The organism is Kitasatospora sp. NPDC057512 (assembly GCF_042802135.1).
Taxonomy (GTDB): Bacteria; Actinomycetota; Actinomycetes; order Streptomycetales; family Streptomycetaceae; genus Kitasatospora.
This window is the reverse complement of sequence record NZ_JBHVET010000093.1, coordinates 1-16,768: the sequence shown is the minus strand read 5'-3', so window position 1 is coordinate 16,768 and position 16,768 is coordinate 1. Positions and strand designations below refer to the sequence as shown.

The window sequence follows — 16,768 nt, the reverse complement described above, 5'->3', positions numbered from 1 at the left end:
CCTCACGGACGTGGTGTCCGGGAGGGGCCCGTCGGGGTGCCGGGGTGCGTCAGGCGGTGACGTCCGCCAGGGCGGCCTCGGAGTCGAGGACACCGGCCACGGCCTGGAGGACGGCGGCGATCTTCATCGAGGCCTGGACGACCTCGCGCTCGACGCCGGCCTTGCGCAGCACGGCCTCGTGCGAGTCGAGGCACTGGCCGCAGCCGTTGATGGCCGAGACCGCGAAGCACCAGAGCTCGAAGTCGACCTTCTCGACGCCCGGGGTGCCGATGATGTTCATCCGCAGACCGGCCCGCATCGTGCTGTACTCCTTGTCGGAGAGCAGGTGCAGCGTCCGGTAGTAGACGTTGTTCATCCCCATGATCGCGGCCGCGCCCTTGGCGGCGGTGTACGCCTCCGGGGAGAGGTTGGCCTTGGCCTCGGGCTCCAGCTCGCGCAGCAGGCCGGGGCTGCGGGTGGCCATCGCGCAGGACAGCACGGTGCCCCAGAGCTGCTGGGCGGGGAGGTCGGAGTTGCCGATGACCGAGCCCAGGTTGAGCTTGAGGTCCTTGGCGTAGTCCGGGAGGGCGGCCTTCAGGTCGTCGAGAGCCATGGGTCAGCCCGCCAGCAGGGCCTGGGCGTCGAGGGTGTCCTCGCCCTTGTTCCAGTTGCACGGGCACAGCTCGTCGGTCTGCAGGGCGTCCAGCACCCGCAGGACCTCCTTGGGGTTACGGCCGACGGAGCCGGCGGTGACCATGACGAACTGGATCTCGTTGTTCGGGTCGACGATGAAGACGGCGCGCTGGGCGGTGCCGTCCTCGCCCTCGACGCCGCAGGCGCGCATCAGGTCGTGCTTGATGTCGGCCAGCATCGGGAAGGGCAGGTCGCGCAGGTCCTTGTGGTCCTTGCGCCAGGCGTGGTGCACGAACTCGGAGTCACCGGAGACGCCGAGGATCTGGGCGTCGCGGTCGGCGAACTCGTCGTTCAGCTTGCCGAACGCGGCGATCTCGGTCGGGCAGACGAAGGTGAAGTCCATCGGCCAGAAGAAGACGATCTTCCACTTGCCCTCGTAGGTCTTGTGGTCGATGTCGGCGAAGGCGCTCGCGGCATCCAGGTCGACACAGGCCTTGAGGTCGAACTCGGGGAACTTGTCACCGATCGTGAGCACGTTCGCTTCTCCTGAAGTGAGGTGAGGGGAGCTTTGTCCGGAATCCGGACACCACTCACAGTTCCACATCGTGGACTGATCAGGGAAATAGCTACACTGGATGTGTCTGATCGGAGATTGTTATCAGTACCGAATCCCCCACGTCGCGGCCGGGTTCCCGTAGGAACAGCGGCACCAGGACCGACCCGACTGTGGCGAGCGCCACAGTCCGCAGCCCGCGCACTCCGACTGTCGCCCAGCTGCGGGCCTTCGTCGCGGTGGCCGAGCACCGGCACTTCCGGGAGGCCGCCGCCGCCACCGGGACCAGTCAGCCCGCGCTGTCCGGGGCGGTCGCGGCGCTGGAGGAGTCGCTGGGCGCGCAGCTGGTCGAGCGTACGACGCGCAAGGTGATTGTCACCCCATTGGGGGAGCGCGTGCACCAGCACGCCCGCCGGGTGCTCGCCTCGCTACAGGCCCTCACCGAGGAGGTCGAGGCCGCCCGCCGCCCGTTCACCGGGCCGTTGCACCTGGGGGTCATCCCGACCGTCGCGCCCTACCTGCTGCCCACCGTGCTGCGGCTGGTCCGCGACCGCTTCCCGGACCTGGAGCCGCACGTCCACGAGGAGCGCACCCCCTCGCTGCTGGAGGGCCTGGCCGCCGGGCGGCTGGACGTCCTGCTGCTCGCGCTGCCGGCCGGCGGGACCTCGCCGACCAGGGACATCCCGCTGTTCGACGAGGACTTCGTCCTGCTCACCCCGCCCGCCCACCCGCTCGCCGGTCGGATCGACGTGCCGCGCGACGTGCTGCTCGACCTGGACGTCCTGCTGCTGGAGGAGGGCCACTGCCTGCGCGACCAGGCGCTGGACATCTGCCGCGAGGTCGGCGCCGACCCGGCGGGCTCGACCACCCGCGCGGCCGGCCTGTCCACCCTGGTCCAGCTGGTCGCCGGCGGCCTCGGGGTGACCCTGCTGCCCGCCACCGCGCTGGACGTCGAGGCCGGGCGCACCGACCGGCTGGCCGCCGTGCGCTTCGCCGCCCCGGCGCCCGGCCGCCGGATCGGGCTGGCCGTCCGGCCGGGCTCGGCCCGCAGCGCCGAGTACGAGCGCTTCGCGGCCGCGCTGCGCGAGGTGCTGGTCGAGCTGCCGGTCCGGATCGTCTCCTAGGGCCCGTCCAGGCTCAGAGCCCGTCCCGGTCCCCGTGCCAGCCAGGCTCGGGGCGGGCGGCCGGAGTGCCCAGGCAGAGCCCGACCGTCGTCGCGACCAGCAGCTCCAGCGCCTCCAGGGTGTCCGGGTCGGGCCGGTCGCCGGGGTTGCGCAGGGTCAGGTGGCGGGCCGTCAGGCCGTCGAAGCCGCCGAGGAAGTGGACGGCGATCCGGCGGGCGGGCAGCGCCAGGGTCAGGCCGTGGGCGGCCGCGAGGGCGCTGAGCATCTCGACGGCGGTGCCCTCGATGTCGTGCTGCATCTCCAGCATGATCTCCCGCATGTCCGGGTCGCGCAGCGCCAGCGCCCCGAACTCGCTCAGCAGCACGCAGTGCCCGTGCTCGCCGGTGGCGGCCTCCCAGAGCGCCCGCACCAGGGTGCGGACCTGCTCGCCGAACGCGCCGTCGCCCGGGGAGGCGGCGCGGACCTCGCCGACGAAGTCGGAGGTCAGCCGCTCGACGACCGCCCGGTAGAGGTCCTTCTTGGTGCCGAAGGTGTAGTGCACCGTCGCCTGCGCGACGCCCAGCTCGGCCGCGATCGCGCGGGTGCTGCCGGCCGCGATCCCCTCCCTGGTCATCAGGTCGATGGCGGCCTGGACCAGTTGCGGTCGGCGTTCGGAGGCGGGGACGTGTGCCATCCCGCCAGGGTAGCGCCACGGTCGGGCAACTGTGTCACACGATCTTGTCGGCCAACTTTGTCACTCGACAAAGTTGGGTCTACGGTGGGACACGACCTGCCCTGACCGACCCGAGGGACCGCCGATGGCCACGTACCTGTACCGACTGGGCCGCTTCTGCTTCCGACGACGGCGGGCCGTCGTCGCCGTCTGGATCGCCCTGCTGATCGCCGTCGGCGGGGCCGCGGGCGCCTTCGCCGGCAAGACCACCGACGAGTTCAAGGTCCCGGGCACCGAGGCACAGGCCACCCTGGACCGGATCAAGGACACCTTCCCGGCACAGGGCCACGGCTCCGCGCAGGTCGTCTTCGCCGCCGGCGCCCCCGGCGGCATCGGGACGCCCGAGGCGGGCCGGGCGGTCGGCGAGGCCGTCGCCCGGATGGCCCAGGTGCCGGGCGTGGCCGCGGTGCCCGACCCGTACGCCACCGGCGCGCTCTCGCCGGACGGGAAGGTCGCGATCGCGCTGGTCTCCTTCGACCACAAGCTCGCGGACGTCACCGACCGGCAGCGCGAGGCCGTGAAGGCCGCCGCCGAGCCGGCCCGGGCGGCCGGGCTGGAGGTGGCCTTCGGTGGCGACGCCTACAACACCATGGCCCAGATCGAGGGCGGCAGCGAGGCGATCGGCCTGGTGGTGGCCGGGGTGGTCCTGGTGGTCACCCTCGGCACGCTGGTCGCCGCCGGACTGCCGCTGCTGACCGCGCTGGTCGGCGTCGGCGTGACGATGGCCGGCCTGCTGGCGCTCACCGGCTCCTTCGAGATCATCACCACCGCGCCGGTGCTGGCGCTGATGGTCGGCCTCGCGGTCGGCATCGACTACGCGCTGTTCATCCTCTTCCGGTACCGCCGCCACCTGGACGAGGGCCTGGAGCCGGAGGAGGCCGCCGCCCGGGCCACCGCGACCGCCGGCAGCGCCGTCGTCTTCGCCGGTCTGACCGTGGTCGTCGCGCTCGCCGGGCTCTCCGTCGCGGGCGTCCCCTTCCTCACCGTGATGGGCCTGGCCGCCTCCGCGGCCGTCGTGGTGGCCGTCCTGGTCGCGATCACGCTGCTGCCCGCCGTGCTGGGCTTCACCGGCCGCGCCATCGACCGGCTGCCGGTCTGGAAGCGGGCCCTGACCACCAACGGCCGCACCACCCTGGGCGAGCGCTGGGGCCGCTTCGTGGTCCGCCGTCCGCTGCCCGTCCTGCTGGTCGGGCTGGCCGGGCTGGGCGCCCTGGCGGTGCCCGCCGCGAGCCTGAACCTCGGCCTGCCGAGCGGCGGTTCGCAGGCCGCCGGGACGGACCCGCGCAAGGCGTACGACCTGGTGGGCGAGGCCTTCGGGCCGGGCTTCAACGCTCCGCTGGTGGTCGTGGTGGACGCCCACGGCGCGCCGCGGCCCGAGCAGGCGGTGCAGGGCGTGGCCGCGAAGCTCCAGACCCTCGACGGCGTGGCGACGCTGCTGCCGCCGACCGTCGACCAGGCGAGCGGCACCGCGCTGGTGACCGTCATCCCGCGGACCGGACCGGACCACGAGGACACCAAGGCGCTGGTCAACGAGATCCGCGGCCAGAAGGCGGAGCTCAGGGCGGCGACCGGCGCGGACATCGCCGTCACCGGCACCACGGCCGCCAACATCGACGTCTCCACCAAGCTCGGCCAGGCGCTGCCGCCGTTCCTCGCGGTGATCGTCGGGATCGCGGTGGTGCTGCTGGCGCTGGCGTTCCGCTCGGTGCTCGTCCCGCTCAAGGCGGTGGCCGGCTTCCTGCTCAGCATCACCGCCTCGCTCGGCGCGGTGGTCGCGGTCTACCAGTGGGGCTGGCTGGACGGGCTGATCGACGTGCCCAAGGTCGGGCCGGTGGTGAGCTTCGTGCCGATCCTGCTGATCGGCGTGCTGTTCGGGCTGGCGATGGACTACGAGCTGTTCCTGGTCTCCGGGATGAAGGAGCAGCACGTCCACGGGGCGGCGCCGCGCGAGGCGGTCGTCGGCGGGGTGAAGAACGGCGCCCGGGTGGTCACGGCGGCCGCGCTGATCATGGTGGCGGTGTTCGGCTCGTTCGTCTTCGGCCACGACCCGATCGTCCAGCCGATCGGCTTCGCCCTCGCGGTGGGCGTGCTGGTGGACGCCTTCGTGGTGCGGATGGCGCTGGTGCCGGCCGCGATGGCGCTGTTCGGCAGGGCCGCCTGGTGGTTCCCGAAGCGGCTGGAGAAGGTCGTGCCGAAGGTCGACATGGAGGGCGAGCAGCTGATCGCCGAGTTGGAGGAGCGGTCGGCGCGGGAGCCCGCCCGGGTCTGAGACCCGAGGGCAGGTCCGGGCGTCCGGCAGGATCCGTTCCCGCCGGGCGCCGTCAGGTCTGGACGGGCAGCCGCTGCTCGAACCAGACCACCTTGCCGGTGCCCAGCCTGGTCGCGCCCCAGCGGTCCGCGCACCGGGCGACTATCTGCAGTCCGCGCCCGCGTTCGTCCTCCGGCCCGGTGCGGCGCGGGCGCGGCAGCAACGGGCTGTCGTCGCCGACCTCGCAGCGCAGCCGGGTGGTGCGCACCAGGCTCAGGGTGACCGGCCGGGTCGCGTGCTGGACGGCGTTGGTCACCAGCTCGCTGACCATCAGCTCGGTCGCCTCGCTGAGCTCGTCCAGCCCCCAGCGGCGCAGCGTGTGCGCGGCCAGCCGGCGGGCCCGGCCCGGCGTCTCGTTGCGCGGCTGGAGGTACCAGTGCGCGACGTCCCCGGCCGGGATGCCGTCGAAGCAGGCGCCGAGCAGCGCGATGTCGTCGCCCCGGTCGCCGGGCGGCAGGATCCGCAGCGCCTCCTGGCACAGCTGCTCGGGGGACTGCCAGCGGGCGGCGGCGATCCGGGTGCGCAGCACCTCCAGGCCGTCGCTGATCGGGCGGGTGCGGGTCTCCACCAGGCCGTCGGTGAACAGCAGCAGCGCCGAGCCGGGCGGCGCGGGCAGTTCGACGGAGTTGAAGTCCACCCCGCCGACGCCGATCGGCGCCCCGGAGTCCAACTCGACCAGTTCGGCGGTGCCGTCCGGGCGGACCAGCACCGGCGGGACGTGCCCGGCGTTGGCCATCACCACCCGGTTGGCGATCGGGTCGTACACCGCGTAGACGCAGGTGGCCAGGTGCTGTTCGCGGCCGAGCCGCTGGGCCTGCTCGTCCAGGTGGTAGAGCACCTCGTGCGGCGGCAGGTCGAGGGCGGCCAGGGTCTGGGCGCTGGTGCGCAGCTGGCCCATGATGGCGGCCGAGGTGAGCGAGTGGCCCATCACGTCGCCGACGATCAGGGCGACCCGGTTGCCGGGCAGCGGGACGGCGTCGTACCAGTCCCCGCCGACCTGCGCGCCGCGCTCACCGGGCAGGTAGCGCTGGGCGATCCGGACGCCGTGCGACTGCGGCAGGCGCAGCGGCAGCATGCTGCGCTGGAGCTCGTTGGCGATCTCCCACTCGCGGGCGTAGCGCAGCGCGGTGTCCACGGCCAGCCCGGCCTGGGTGGCGAGGTGCGCCGCGGTCGCGGTGTCCGCGGCGTCGAAGACCGGGCGGCCGGTGCGTTCGGGAGGGCGGCGGATCAGTATCAGCAGCCCGAGCACGGCCTTGCGGCCGCGCAGCGGCAGGGCGAGGACGGAGGTGCCGGCGGCCAGCCGGGCCACCCCGCGGGTGCCGTACAGCTCGCGCAGCAGCGTCTCGGCGCGCTCGGCGGAGGGGGTGCCGAGGACGGCGGGGTCGGCGGGGCGGCGGCTCAGCAGGGCGTGGGCGAGTGCCCCGCCGCGGGTCACCGGGGTGGCCGGGCCGCCGTCGGCGGTCGAGCGGGCGCCGTAGCGGGAGCGGCGCCGGTCGTCCATGCCGCTCGGGCGGCCGCGGCGGCCGATCCGGGTGCCGGTGCTGTGGTGTATCCGCAGCTCCTCCGGGAAACCGGGTTCGCGTTCGACGTTGGGCAGCGGGTCGCGCAGGTGGATGACGGCGGCGTCGGCGAGCGTCGGGACCAGCACCCGGCCGATGTTGCGCAGTGTCGCGGCGAGGTCGAGGGCGCTGTTGATCCGCCGGGTCGCCGAGTCGAGGTACGCCAGGCGGTCCGCCATCTCGGTGCGCTCCGGTCGTGCGCCCGTCCGTCGCGCGGCGGCCGGGGCCGCGGCCAGGGTCGGGGCCGGTGTCGGGCCCGCTGTCGCGGCCGGGACCTGGCGGCGCTGGCCCGGGACGGCGGGCGGCTGCTCCGCCTCGGTCTTGAGCTGGTCGCGCACGGCTGCCTGTCCTGGATTCGGTGTGGTCGGTGAGCTGTTCTGTTGCGCCGGCCACGGGTGCGGCCGGTCCTGTCCCGGTTCGATCAGCCGACGCGTCGACAGCACAGGAACAGCTGTTCCTCCGGCGGCAGCGAGGTGCTGGCCGGTGCGTACGGATGCCCCGAGCACTCCTCGACGGCGAAGCCGGCCGAGACCAGAACCCGCTCCAGATCCTCCCTCAGATACCCACTGATCCGCAGCTCTCTGCCAAGGAACGGAAGCGGAACGTGATCCAGGTCCGCCTCGACCATACCGAGCGCCAGCAGTCCGGCCGGCCGCAGGAGTTCGCGCAGCTGCCCCAGCACGGTCGGGATCTCGTCCTGCGGCAGCAGGATCAGCGAGAAGAACGCGGTGATCGCGGCGAAGCGGCCCCGGCCCTCCGACCCCAGGTCGGGGGCGTTCCAGACCCGGTCCGCCCGCTCGGTGGCCAGATCGTACAGGTCGATCCGATGGAACACCGGCGGAAACCCGCCCGGGAAGACGGTGCGCCGGGCCAGCGTGAGCATCCCGTCGGAGAGGTCCGCGCCGGTCACCCGCAGACCGGCCGCGGCCAGCTGGCGGACGGTCGGGTCACCGGTGCCGCAGCCCACGTCCAGCACCCGGGCGCCCGGTTCGAGCTCGGTGAGCAGCCGCCGGCCGCAGGCCAGCTGGCCGTCCTTGGCCGGGAAGGCCTCGCCGTACCCGGCGCCGATGGTGTCGAAGGCGACCGCCTGCAGCGCCCGGGCCGCCCGCCGCCGCCGTACCTCGGGCTCGTCGTCGCCGGCGTCCTCGCCGACGGGGAACGGGTCGGATATCTGTCCGGTCGTCACGTTGCGAGGCACCCTTCCACCCGTGGCCTCCGGTGGCTCCTCCGCGGCCCCGAGGGCCGCTGCCGGTGGCGGTACGTCACGCTCTCCGCACCACACGGACGGACTGCACCCCGACGCGTTTCCGGCCGACACTCGTGTGCGTACTGGCATCTGAGAATATGCGTGATCACTGCGCCATGGGGTCCGTTTCCGGCCAACTCGCCGTGCTTGGGCCGTTGTGGCCCGGGTTGCGGAAGCACGAGGGTGCGGGCGGGGTTGTGCGCGCGGCCCCGCACGCCGGACGATGCGCCCGGGTGAGGTCGATGACCTGGGGTTTCTTCCACTAGCGGGCTGACTATCGGACGTTTATCGAACGTCAATCGGCGCGGTGCACAGTGGAGTCCAGCGCCGGGGAAGCGTTGAGGGCGCTCCCGCAGCCGGGGGGCTGCGGGGGCGCCGACGCGCGGAACGGGGGAGGTTGTCCGTGGGGGAGCGGAAGCCTTACGGCGCGGGGGGAGAGAAGGGCTCGGTGTGCTGCTGGGAGATGAGGTCCGCCACGGGGGAGGCCTCAGGCACACCGAGCCGTGTGAAGATCGCATGGGCCTCTTGGAGGCAGGCGAGTCCACGAGCCGGCTGGGCGAGCGCCAACAGGGCCTCGCCCAGCGCGGCGTTCGCCAGGCCCTGGCAGTAGGCGGAGTCCATCTCCTGCCCGAGCGCCAGCGACTCGCCGGCCGCCGAGGCCGCCTCGGAGTGCTGGTCGGCGACGAGCAGGGCGGAGGCCAGCCGGGCCAGGGTGTAGCCCTCCCACAGCGGGTCTCGCTGGGCCCGGTACAGCCGGTGCGCCTCCCGCAGGTGCGGGACGGCCTCGGCACCGGAGAGCACCACGCCCAGCTGGTAGAGGGTCTGGGCGAGCAGCGGGCCGTTCTTGGAGGCCCGGGCGGCGGCGACGCCTTCCCCGGCGGACCGGATCGCCGTCTCGGTCATGCCGAGGCGGTGCTGCACCCGGGCGATGTTGCTGACGATCCGCGCTTCCCCGAACGCCGTGCCGACCTGCCGGTTGATGGCCAGGGCCTGTTCGAGGAAGGGCAGGGCCTCGGCCGGACGGTTCCCCACGCTCAGGATCACGCCCAGCGTGTTGGCCGTGGCCAGCAGCAGGACCGACGGGTCGTCCGGAGCCTGGTGGTCGAGGCTGTGCCGCAGTGAGTGCTCGGCGTTCTGGAAGTCGCTGGTGACGGCATTCAGGGCGCCGAGGGCGAAATGGACCCGCGCGAGTGCGGCGGAGTCGCCGCGCTGCCCCGCCGCGTGGCCGAGGGTCTCCAGGATCGGCCGCACCTGGGGACCGTGGGTGGGGTCGGGGCCGAGGCCGTACAGCAGGATCAGCAGGTCGATCGCCGCGTGCTGGGCGCTGCTGGGCCCGTTCGCCGCCGCGGCCATGGCGTTGAGCAGCAGGGCCCCCTCGGTCCGGAGCCAGTCCTGGGCGGAGCCGCTGGTCGGCAGGCCCATTCCCGGTGAGGAGGGCGTGGCCAGCAGCTCGGGCTCGGTGTCGTCCGGTTCGATGGTCCGGGCCGCGTTGCGGACGGTCGGGATCAACAGGTCCAGCAGCCGCGACACCGCCCGCTCCTGCTCCCCGGTGTCCCCGATCCGCTCGTTCTGCCGCTGGGCGTAGAGCCGGAGCAGGTCGTGGTAGCGGTAGCGGCCGGGGGTGAAGCACTCCAGCATGTTCGCCTCGACCAGCGCCTCGGCGAGGTCCTCGGCGGTGTACTCGTCCACCCCGAGCAGCGCTGCGGCGGCGGCCAGCGGGACGTCGGGGGAGTCGATCAGGGCGAGCAGCCGAAAGGCGCGGGCCTCGTCCACGGACAGCTGTCCGTAGCCGAGCCCGATGGTGGTCTCCACGGCGAGGTTGCCGAGCTGGAGCTCGTCCAGCCGCCGGCGCTGGTCGGCTAACCGACGGGCCAGGTCGGAGACGCTCCAGCGCGGGCGGCTGGCCAGCCGGGCGGCGGCGATGCGCACGGCCAGCGGCAGGAAGCCGCAGGCGGTGACGACCTTCATGGCCGCCTCCGGCTCGGCGGCCACCCGCTGCTCCCCGACGATCGCCGAGAACAGCGCCAGCGCCTCCTCCGGGGTCAGTTCCTCGACGTCGAACAGCTGGGCGCCGGGGATGCCGGCCAGCCGGGACCGGCTGGTGGCGAGCACCGCGCAGCCGGAGACCCCGGGGATGAGCGGCCGGATCTGGTCGGCGTCGCGCGCGTTGTCGAGCAGGATCAGCATCCGGCGGCTGGCGAGCAGCGAACGGTAGAGGGCGGCGCGCTGTTCCAGCGAGTCGGGGCTCTCCGCGACGCCGAGGGCGTGCAGGAAGTCGCCCAGCACGACCACCGGGTCCGCGGGCGAGGAACCGGCTCCGCGCAGGTCGACGTACAGCTGTCCGTCCGGGAACTCGGCGCGGACGCGGTGGGCGACGTGCACGGCGAGGGTGGTCTTGCCGACGCCGCCGATGCCCGCCAGCGAGGTCACCACCACGGCCTGGCCGGTGGCGTTCATCAGGACCGCGGAGAGGTCGCCCACCAGATTCGAACGGCCACTGAAGTCGGAGACGTCAGCCGGGAGTTGGGCCGGAGCGGGGGGTGCGGCCGGGCCGTCCTCCCGAGCGGCGGGAGCGGGTACGGCCGGGAGGGTGAGCGCCGGATCGGCCGCGAGGATGCGATTGTGCATCGAGGACAGGCCGACGCCCGGTTCCACCCCGAGCTCCTCGATCAGGAGCTTGCGGGTGTCGGTGTAGACGCCGAGTGCCTCGGCCTGGCGTCCGCAGCGGTACAGCGCCAGCATCAGCAGCTCGCGCAGACGCTCGCGCAGGGGATGCTCGGTCGTCAGTTTGTTGAGCTCGATGACGATCTCGGCGTGCAGGCCGATGTCCAGGGCGGCGGCGCACAGCTCCTCGGCGGCGTCGACCTGGCGCTCGCCGAGCCGCAGCCGCTGGGTGTCGGCGTAGGGGCCGGGGATGCCGGTGAGCGGGCGGCCGCTGAACAGGTCCAGCGCCTGGGTCAGCAGTCGGTGCGCCTCGTGCTTGTCGCCCGAGGTGCGGGCGGCCGCGGCGTCGGCGGAGAGCCGTTCGAAGATCGCCAGGTCGAGAGCCTCGCCGGGGATGCGCAGGGCGTAGCCGTCGGCGACCGAGACCAGGAGCTCGGCGGGGCGGCGGACCTCCCGGCGGGGCTCGATGACCGAGCGCAGACGGGAGACGTACGTGCGGAGTGCGGCCACGGCCTGAGCCGGGGGCCGCTCGCCCCAGAGCGAATCGACCAGGTCCTGCGTGGTGACCGGGCGCCCGGAGTGCAGCAGGAGAGTGGTCAGAACGGCCTGTTGCTGGGGGGACCCGAGGGAGAGGGGCTTGCCGTCGAGCCAGGCCTGGACCGGACCGAGGACTTGGAAGCGCAGCGCAGGGGTCTGCGGCGTCTCCCGAAACTCCATGAAGTCCCCCGATGGCCTGTGGTGTTGATTCCGTGAAAGGGCGCTCGGCGGTCCGCCGCGGTGCTTCAGCTTAGGCGGACGCCCGACTCTGCCGGACGGCACCGCAAGCCGCACGATGTTTATCGGACATTTAATCAACCCTACGATACTGTCCCCGCGCCCGCGCCACGAAGGTCGGGCTGAACACATTTGATGACCGAAAGGCGGCCGCCCAATGGCCAACGACCAGAGCGAGACCCCGGTGCTGTCGACGCCCGAGAACGGGACGAAGACCGAGGCTCCGGCCGCCGCTGTGGAGGCGGGCAAGGCTGTCGAGGACGCGGTGGCCGTGTCTTCGAACCCGGCCGAGTACACCGCGCCGACCGACGAGCAGAAGGACGCGTTCGAGAACGGCACGTTCGGCGACGAGGGCGAGTACATCGAGCAGCCCACCGCGCCGGCCACGGGCAAGCCGGGCAAGACGTACGAGCCGGAGAACATCATCATGGGCCACCCGTAAGCGGGTCACGGCCCCGGTGCCCCCGCGCCCCCGTCCGGGCGCGGGGGCGCGGTCGGTTATGGGCACGCCAATTCCCCGCCGGTGTCGACCGGTGGCCGAAACGCACCGCCGGTGCACTCATGGTGACCGGCGATATCCGTAACGTGCCCGACGGCGGCCGGGACACGTTCCGGAATTACCGATTCACCCGGGGGTATTGCGGTGGTCGGAATGCCGCCGTTTGTCTGCGTTTTGCCGAAATTGGCGGGGAAGATCGCATTCGGCTGAATCGCCGGTCCCTGATCCGGGGGCGGGGGCGACGTGGTGCGGTTCCGCGGCCCATTCCCGGCCGCCGCCCTCGGGGCGCAGGTAGTGCTCGCCGCCGATGGTGTCCATGTAGACGCCGGTGCGTCCGGTCCTCCGGTCGAGGACGAGTTCACCCACGTGGGGCCGGTAGGCCGGGGCGTTGCGCTGTCGGGTGCTCACCGTGCTGCTCCTCGCTCTGGTCGGCGACTGGCCAGCATCTCTAGAGAAGCTAATATCTCTAGAGATGTCAACGGTCGTATCTCCTTACCGGCGACCGCGGGCACGCCTACGATTTGTCCCAGGCAGAGGGAGCGGCGATGACCGGCAGCAATGGCGACAAGCGGCCCAAGTACCAGCGGATCGCCGAAGCGCTGAAGGAGGCCGTCGACACCGGCCGGTACCGCGCTGGCGACCGGCTGCCCGGCGAGAACGACCTCATGGACGAGTACGGCGTGGCCCGGATGACCGCCCGCCAGGCGCTGGGCGTGCTGCAGAGCGAGGGCATCGCCGAGGCGCGCCGCGGCGCCGGGGTGTTCGTCCGGGACTTCCGGCCGCTGCGCCGGCGCGGCATCCAGCGGCTGGCGCAGGGGCAGTGGGGGTCGGGCCGGTCGATATGGTCGGCGGACATCGACAACCGCAGCCTGGTGGTCGACCAGGTGTCCGTCACCGAGCAGGGCGCGCCCGAGCACGTGGCCCGGGTGCTCGGGGCCGACCCGGGCGCCCCGATGTGCGTGCGGCACCGCCGCTTCGTCCTGGACGGCAAGCCGGTGCTGCTCTCGACCTCCTACCTGCCCGCCGTACTGGTCTCCGGCACCGCCATCACCCGCGAGGACACCGGCCCCGGCGGCACCTACGCCCGGCTCGCCGAGATCGGCGCCAAGCCCGTGCACTTCCGCGAGGAGGTCCGCTCCCGGATGCCCAGCGCCGACGAGTCCGCCCGCCTGGAGCTGTCCGCCGGCACCCCGGTCATCCTGATCTGCCGCACCGCCTTCGCCGACGAGGGCCAGGTCGTCGAGCTCAACGAGATGATCCTGGACGCCGCCTCCTACGTCCTGGAGTACGACTTCGACGCCTGAGCCGGGTGGGTCGGCCCGCGGTTGCTACTGGTAGTGGTAGCGGGCCTTGAGGATCTTCACCTCCTTCTCGTCCGCCCGGTACACCAGTCGGTGTTCGTCGTCGATCCGCCGCGACCAGTAGCCCGCCAGGTCGCCCTTCAGTGGCTCGGGCTTCCCGATGCCGTCGAAGGGGTCCCGCTGGATCTCGCCGATCAGTCGGGTGATCCGCTGAGCCATCTTCCGGTTCGACCCGAGCCAGAACAGGAAGTCCTCCCAGCCGTCGGGGTCGAAATGGACGCTCCTCACACCTCACCCGCCAGCGCTTCCAGTTCCTCCATGGTCCTGGTGACGCCGGGGTGGCCGGCCTTGTCGCGGGCGACGGCTTCCATGAGCCGCTGCGCGTTGGCGGGGGAGCGCAGGAGGTAGATCGTCTCCTGCCAGGAGTCGTAGTCCTCCGCGGACATCAGGACGGCGTCCCCACCCTTGGAGGTGATCCTTATCGGCGCGTGGTCGTCGTTGACCTTCTTGATCAACGGGAAGAGCTGCGTGCGCGCCTCGCTCGCACTGATCGCCATGGGACGGCCTTCCACTCGGGTACCGGATGTCCGTACCGCAATGGTACGAGTATCCGGTACCGGATGCCATGCGACAGGCGAACGAAGACCGCCCCGGGCGCGGGGCGGCCGGGGCGGTTCGGGGGCGTGCGGGCTGCTGCCGCGCGCGGGGTTACTCCTTGGAGCGGACGCGCAGGCTGGTGATCAGCGGGCCCTCGGTGGTCTCGCGGAAGAAGTCGTTGCCCTTGTCGTCGACGACGATGAAGGCCGGGAAGTCCTCGACCTCGATGCGCCAGACCGCCTCCATGCCGAGCTCGGCGTACTCCAGCACCTCGACCTTCTTGATGCAGTCCTGGGCGAGGCGGGCGGCCGGGCCGCCGATCGAGCCGAGGTAGAAGCCGCCGTGCCGGGCGCAGGCGTCGGTGACCTGCTTGCTGCGGTTGCCCTTGGCGAGCATGACCATCGAGCCGCCGGCCGCCTGGAACTGGTCGACGTAGGAGTCCATCCGGCCGGCCGTGGTGGGGCCGAAGGAGCCGGAGGCGTAGCCCTCGGGGGTCTTGGCCGGGCCCGCGTAGTAGACCGGGTGGTCCTGGAGGTACTTGGGCATGCCCTCGCCGGCGTCCAGGCGCTCCTTGATCTTGGCGTGGGCGATGTCGCGGGCGACCACCAGGGTGCCGGTGAGCGAGAGTCGGGTCTTCACCGGGTACTTGGACAGCTCGGCGCGGATCGCGGACATCGGCTGGTTGAGGTCGACGCGCACCACGTCGTCGTCCAGGTGCTCGTCGGTGGTGTCCGGCAGGTACTTCGCCGGGTCGGTCTCCAGCTGCTCCAGGAAGACGCCCTCGGCGGTGATCTTGCCGAGCGCCTGGCGGTCGGCGGAGCAGGAGACCGCCATCGCGACCGGCAGCGAGGCGCCGTGGCGGGGCAGGCGGACCACGCGCACGTCGTGGCAGAAGTACTTGCCGCCGAACTGGGCGCCGATGCCGATCTTCTGGGTCAGCTCGGTGACCTTGGCCTCCAGCTCCAGGTCGCGGAAGCCGTGGCCGGTCTTGGCGTCGCCCGAGGTCGGCAGGTTGTCCAGGTAGTGCGCCGAGGCGTACTTGGCGGTCTTCAGCGCGAACTCGGCGCTGGTGCCGCCGATCACGATGGCCAGGTGGTACGGCGGGCAGGCCGCGGTGCCCAGCGAGCGGATCTTCTGCTCCAGGAACGAGAGCATGCTCGCCTCGTTCAGGATGGCCTTGGTCTCCTGGTACAGGTACGACTTGTTGGCGGAGCCGCCGCCCTTGGCCATGAACAGGAACTTGTACGCGTCGCCGTCGGTGGCGTACAGCTCGATCTGGGCAGGCAGGTTGTTGCCGGTGTTCTTCTCGTCCCACATGGTCACCGGGGCCATCTGGGAGTAGCGCAGGTTGAGCCTGGTGTACGCGTCGTACACGCCGCGCGCGATGGCGGAGTCGTCGCCGCCCTGGGTCAGCACGTTCTGGCCGCGCTTGCCCATGACGATCGCGGTGCCGGTGTCCTGGCACATCGGGAGGATGCCGCCGGCCGAGATGTTGACGTTCTTCAGCAGGTCGAGCGCGACGAAGCGGTCGTTGGGGCTGGCCTCCGGGTCGTCCAGGATGCGGCGCAGCTGGGCGAGGTGGGCGGGGCGCAGGTAGTGCGAGATGTCGTGCATCGCCTCGGCCGTCAGCAGCCGCAGCGCCTCGGGCTCGACCTGGAGGAAGGTGCGACCGCCGGCCTCGAAGGTGGAGACGCCCTCGGAGGTGAGCTTGCGGTACGGGGTCGGGTCAGCGCCCAGGGGGAGCAGGTCGCTGTACTCGAAGTCTGGCGTGGGAGCCATCGGGGCGGTCCTTAGGGGTCCAGTGGTCCGGCTGCGTCGGCGAAGCACCATCCAGGGTAGGACCCGCCGGAAGTCGGCATGCGGACAGGGCAGCCTTGCGTGACCGGGCTCACTCGCGCAGGAGTGCGAGCGACTAGGCTGACCCCCGTGGACAACTCGCCGTCGCACGACGATTCGGGGCAGCCGCCGGTGCCGGCGCCCGTACCGATGACCAAACCCGAACCCAAGCCCGAGACCAGACCCGAACTCAGGCCCGAGGCCGGGGCCGCGGCCCCGGCGCGGCCGCACGCGCCGGCCGCGGAGGCGGAGCTGCGCGTCTCCGACGCCGACCGCGAGAAGGTCGCGGAGCTGCTGCGCGACGCCTACGCCGAGGGCCGCCTGGACGCGGACGAGCACGCCGAGCGGATCGAGGCCGCGTACGCCTCGAAGACCTTCGGCGACCTCGCGCCGCTGACCCGGGACCTGCCGGCCCGCCCGCTGTCCTTCGAGAAGCAGCCGCTGAGCGCCCCGCAGGGGCCGCCGCCGCCGCAGCCGGCGCGCCAGGAGGCCCCGACGGTGGTGGCGATCTTCGGCGGCGCGTCCCGCAAGGGCCGCTGGCGGGTGGGCTCGCACCTGAGCGCCTTCACCGCGTTCGGTGGCGTGGACATCGACCTGAGCGACGCCGTGTTCGAGTCTCCCGAGGTGGAGATCACGGTGACGGCGATCTTCGGCGGGGTCCAGATCCGGGTCCCGGAGAACGTGAGCCTGCAAGGGTCCGGCATCGGCATCTTCGGCGGTTTCGACGTCCGCGAGCAGACCGCGGCGGACCCGTACGCTCCGGTTGTCCGGGTCAAGGGCCTTGCGCTGTTCGGCGGTTGCGAGGCCAAGCCGCGCCGCGGCAAGAAGCTGAAGGAGTGGGTGCGCCGTCAACTCGGCACCGACTGACCGCCGTTGACCTGCGAAGTGCCCGGGCGGGGGGCAACTCCCGGCCGGGGCCGCGGCGGTGCGGCCAGTGCTCGGCGGAGTCGATTTCGTGCAGGGGGCATGAATAGCGGGCGAGC

General features: G+C 72.4%; 15 protein-coding genes. 5 read left to right on the top strand and 10 right to left on the bottom strand.

Features of this window, described 5'->3' with window-relative positions:
* Positions 1–49: 49 nt before the first annotated feature.
* Together ACFU6K_RS09505 and ACFU6K_RS09500 are read right to left on the bottom strand one after the other, a co-directional pair.
* Entirely contained in the window at positions 50–592 is a 543-nt protein-coding gene (locus ACFU6K_RS09505) for an alkyl hydroperoxide reductase (protein WP_049659817.1), read from the bottom strand.
* A gap of 3 nt (positions 593–595) precedes the next feature.
* On the bottom strand, positions 596–1,147 hold the full coding sequence (locus ACFU6K_RS09500; RefSeq protein ID WP_030286645.1) for a peroxiredoxin: 552 nt from the start codon (positions 1,145–1,147) through the stop codon (positions 596–598).
* 191 nt (positions 1,148–1,338) lie between these two features.
* Between ACFU6K_RS09500 and ACFU6K_RS09495 the strand changes: the two genes are divergently transcribed.
* Entirely contained in the window at positions 1,339–2,289 is a 951-nt protein-coding gene (locus ACFU6K_RS09495; RefSeq protein ID WP_380661911.1) for a LysR substrate-binding domain-containing protein, read from the top strand.
* A gap of 13 nt (positions 2,290–2,302) precedes the next feature.
* Here ACFU6K_RS09495 and ACFU6K_RS09490 read toward each other — a convergent pair whose 3' ends face one another.
* Positions 2,303–2,962 (bottom strand): TetR/AcrR family transcriptional regulator, encoded by a 660-nt coding sequence (locus ACFU6K_RS09490; protein WP_380661909.1) that lies wholly within the window; start codon positions 2,960–2,962, stop codon positions 2,303–2,305.
* 124 nt (positions 2,963–3,086) lie between these two features.
* Here ACFU6K_RS09490 and ACFU6K_RS09485 point away from each other — a divergent pair, with 124 nt between their 5' ends.
* Positions 3,087–5,270, top strand: coding sequence for an MMPL family transporter (locus ACFU6K_RS09485; RefSeq protein ID WP_380661908.1), 2,184 nt, complete (start codon positions 3,087–3,089; stop codon positions 5,268–5,270).
* Positions 5,271–5,322: 52 nt separating this feature from the next.
* On the opposite strand, the gene ACFU6K_RS09480 is transcribed toward ACFU6K_RS09485, so the two are convergent.
* The 3 genes from ACFU6K_RS09480 to ACFU6K_RS09470 all read right to left on the bottom strand — a co-directional run bounded on the left by ACFU6K_RS09480 (position 5,323) and on the right by ACFU6K_RS09470 (position 11,495).
* A complete protein-coding gene (locus tag ACFU6K_RS09480) occupies positions 5,323–7,206 on the bottom strand; it encodes a SpoIIE family protein phosphatase (protein WP_380661907.1) in 1,884 nt (627 codons plus the stop codon).
* An 83-nt stretch (positions 7,207–7,289) separates the two neighbouring features.
* Positions 7,290–8,054, bottom strand: coding sequence for a class I SAM-dependent methyltransferase (locus tag ACFU6K_RS09475; protein ID WP_380661905.1), 765 nt, complete (start codon positions 8,052–8,054; stop codon positions 7,290–7,292).
* 480 nt (positions 8,055–8,534) lie between these two features.
* Positions 8,535–11,495: a BTAD domain-containing putative transcriptional regulator gene (locus ACFU6K_RS09470; RefSeq protein ID WP_380661904.1), complete on the bottom strand. Its 2,961-nt coding sequence runs from the start codon at positions 11,493–11,495 to the stop codon at positions 8,535–8,537.
* A 214-nt stretch (positions 11,496–11,709) separates the two neighbouring features.
* Between ACFU6K_RS09470 and ACFU6K_RS09465 the strand changes: the two genes are divergently transcribed.
* Positions 11,710–11,994: a hypothetical protein gene (locus ACFU6K_RS09465; protein WP_380661903.1), complete on the top strand. Its 285-nt coding sequence runs from the start codon at positions 11,710–11,712 to the stop codon at positions 11,992–11,994.
* 183 nt (positions 11,995–12,177) lie between these two features.
* Here the strand turns inward: ACFU6K_RS09465 and ACFU6K_RS09460 are convergent, their stop codons facing one another.
* Positions 12,178–12,459 (bottom strand): hypothetical protein, encoded by a 282-nt coding sequence (locus tag ACFU6K_RS09460; RefSeq protein WP_380661902.1) that lies wholly within the window; start codon positions 12,457–12,459, stop codon positions 12,178–12,180.
* A 137-nt stretch (positions 12,460–12,596) separates the two neighbouring features.
* On the opposite strand from ACFU6K_RS09460, the gene ACFU6K_RS09455 reads away from it, so the two are divergent.
* Positions 12,597–13,355: a GntR family transcriptional regulator gene (locus tag ACFU6K_RS09455; protein ID WP_380661901.1), complete on the top strand. Its 759-nt coding sequence runs from the start codon at positions 12,597–12,599 to the stop codon at positions 13,353–13,355.
* Positions 13,356–13,379: 24 nt separating this feature from the next.
* Here the strand turns inward: ACFU6K_RS09455 and ACFU6K_RS09450 are convergent, their stop codons facing one another.
* The 3 genes from ACFU6K_RS09450 to ACFU6K_RS09440 all read right to left on the bottom strand — a co-directional run bounded on the left by ACFU6K_RS09450 (position 13,380) and on the right by ACFU6K_RS09440 (position 15,728).
* On the bottom strand, positions 13,380–13,640 hold the full coding sequence (locus ACFU6K_RS09450) for a Txe/YoeB family addiction module toxin (RefSeq protein ID WP_049651717.1): 261 nt from the start codon (positions 13,638–13,640) through the stop codon (positions 13,380–13,382).
* The gene (locus tag ACFU6K_RS09445; RefSeq protein WP_380661899.1) at positions 13,637–13,909 is read right to left on the bottom strand and encodes a type II toxin-antitoxin system Phd/YefM family antitoxin; all 273 of its coding nucleotides are present in this window, start codon (positions 13,907–13,909) and stop codon (positions 13,637–13,639) included. Before ACFU6K_RS09445 ends, ACFU6K_RS09450 begins: the two co-directional genes overlap by 4 nt.
* Positions 13,910–14,060: 151 nt before the next feature.
* Positions 14,061–15,728, bottom strand: coding sequence for a fumarate hydratase (locus tag ACFU6K_RS09440; protein ID WP_380661897.1), 1,668 nt, complete (start codon positions 15,726–15,728; stop codon positions 14,061–14,063).
* A gap of 207 nt (positions 15,729–15,935) precedes the next feature.
* On the opposite strand from ACFU6K_RS09440, the gene ACFU6K_RS09435 reads away from it, so the two are divergent.
* Positions 15,936–16,652: a DUF1707 domain-containing protein gene (locus ACFU6K_RS09435; RefSeq protein WP_380661896.1), complete on the top strand. Its 717-nt coding sequence runs from the start codon at positions 15,936–15,938 to the stop codon at positions 16,650–16,652.
* Positions 16,653–16,768: the final 116 nt, after the last annotated feature.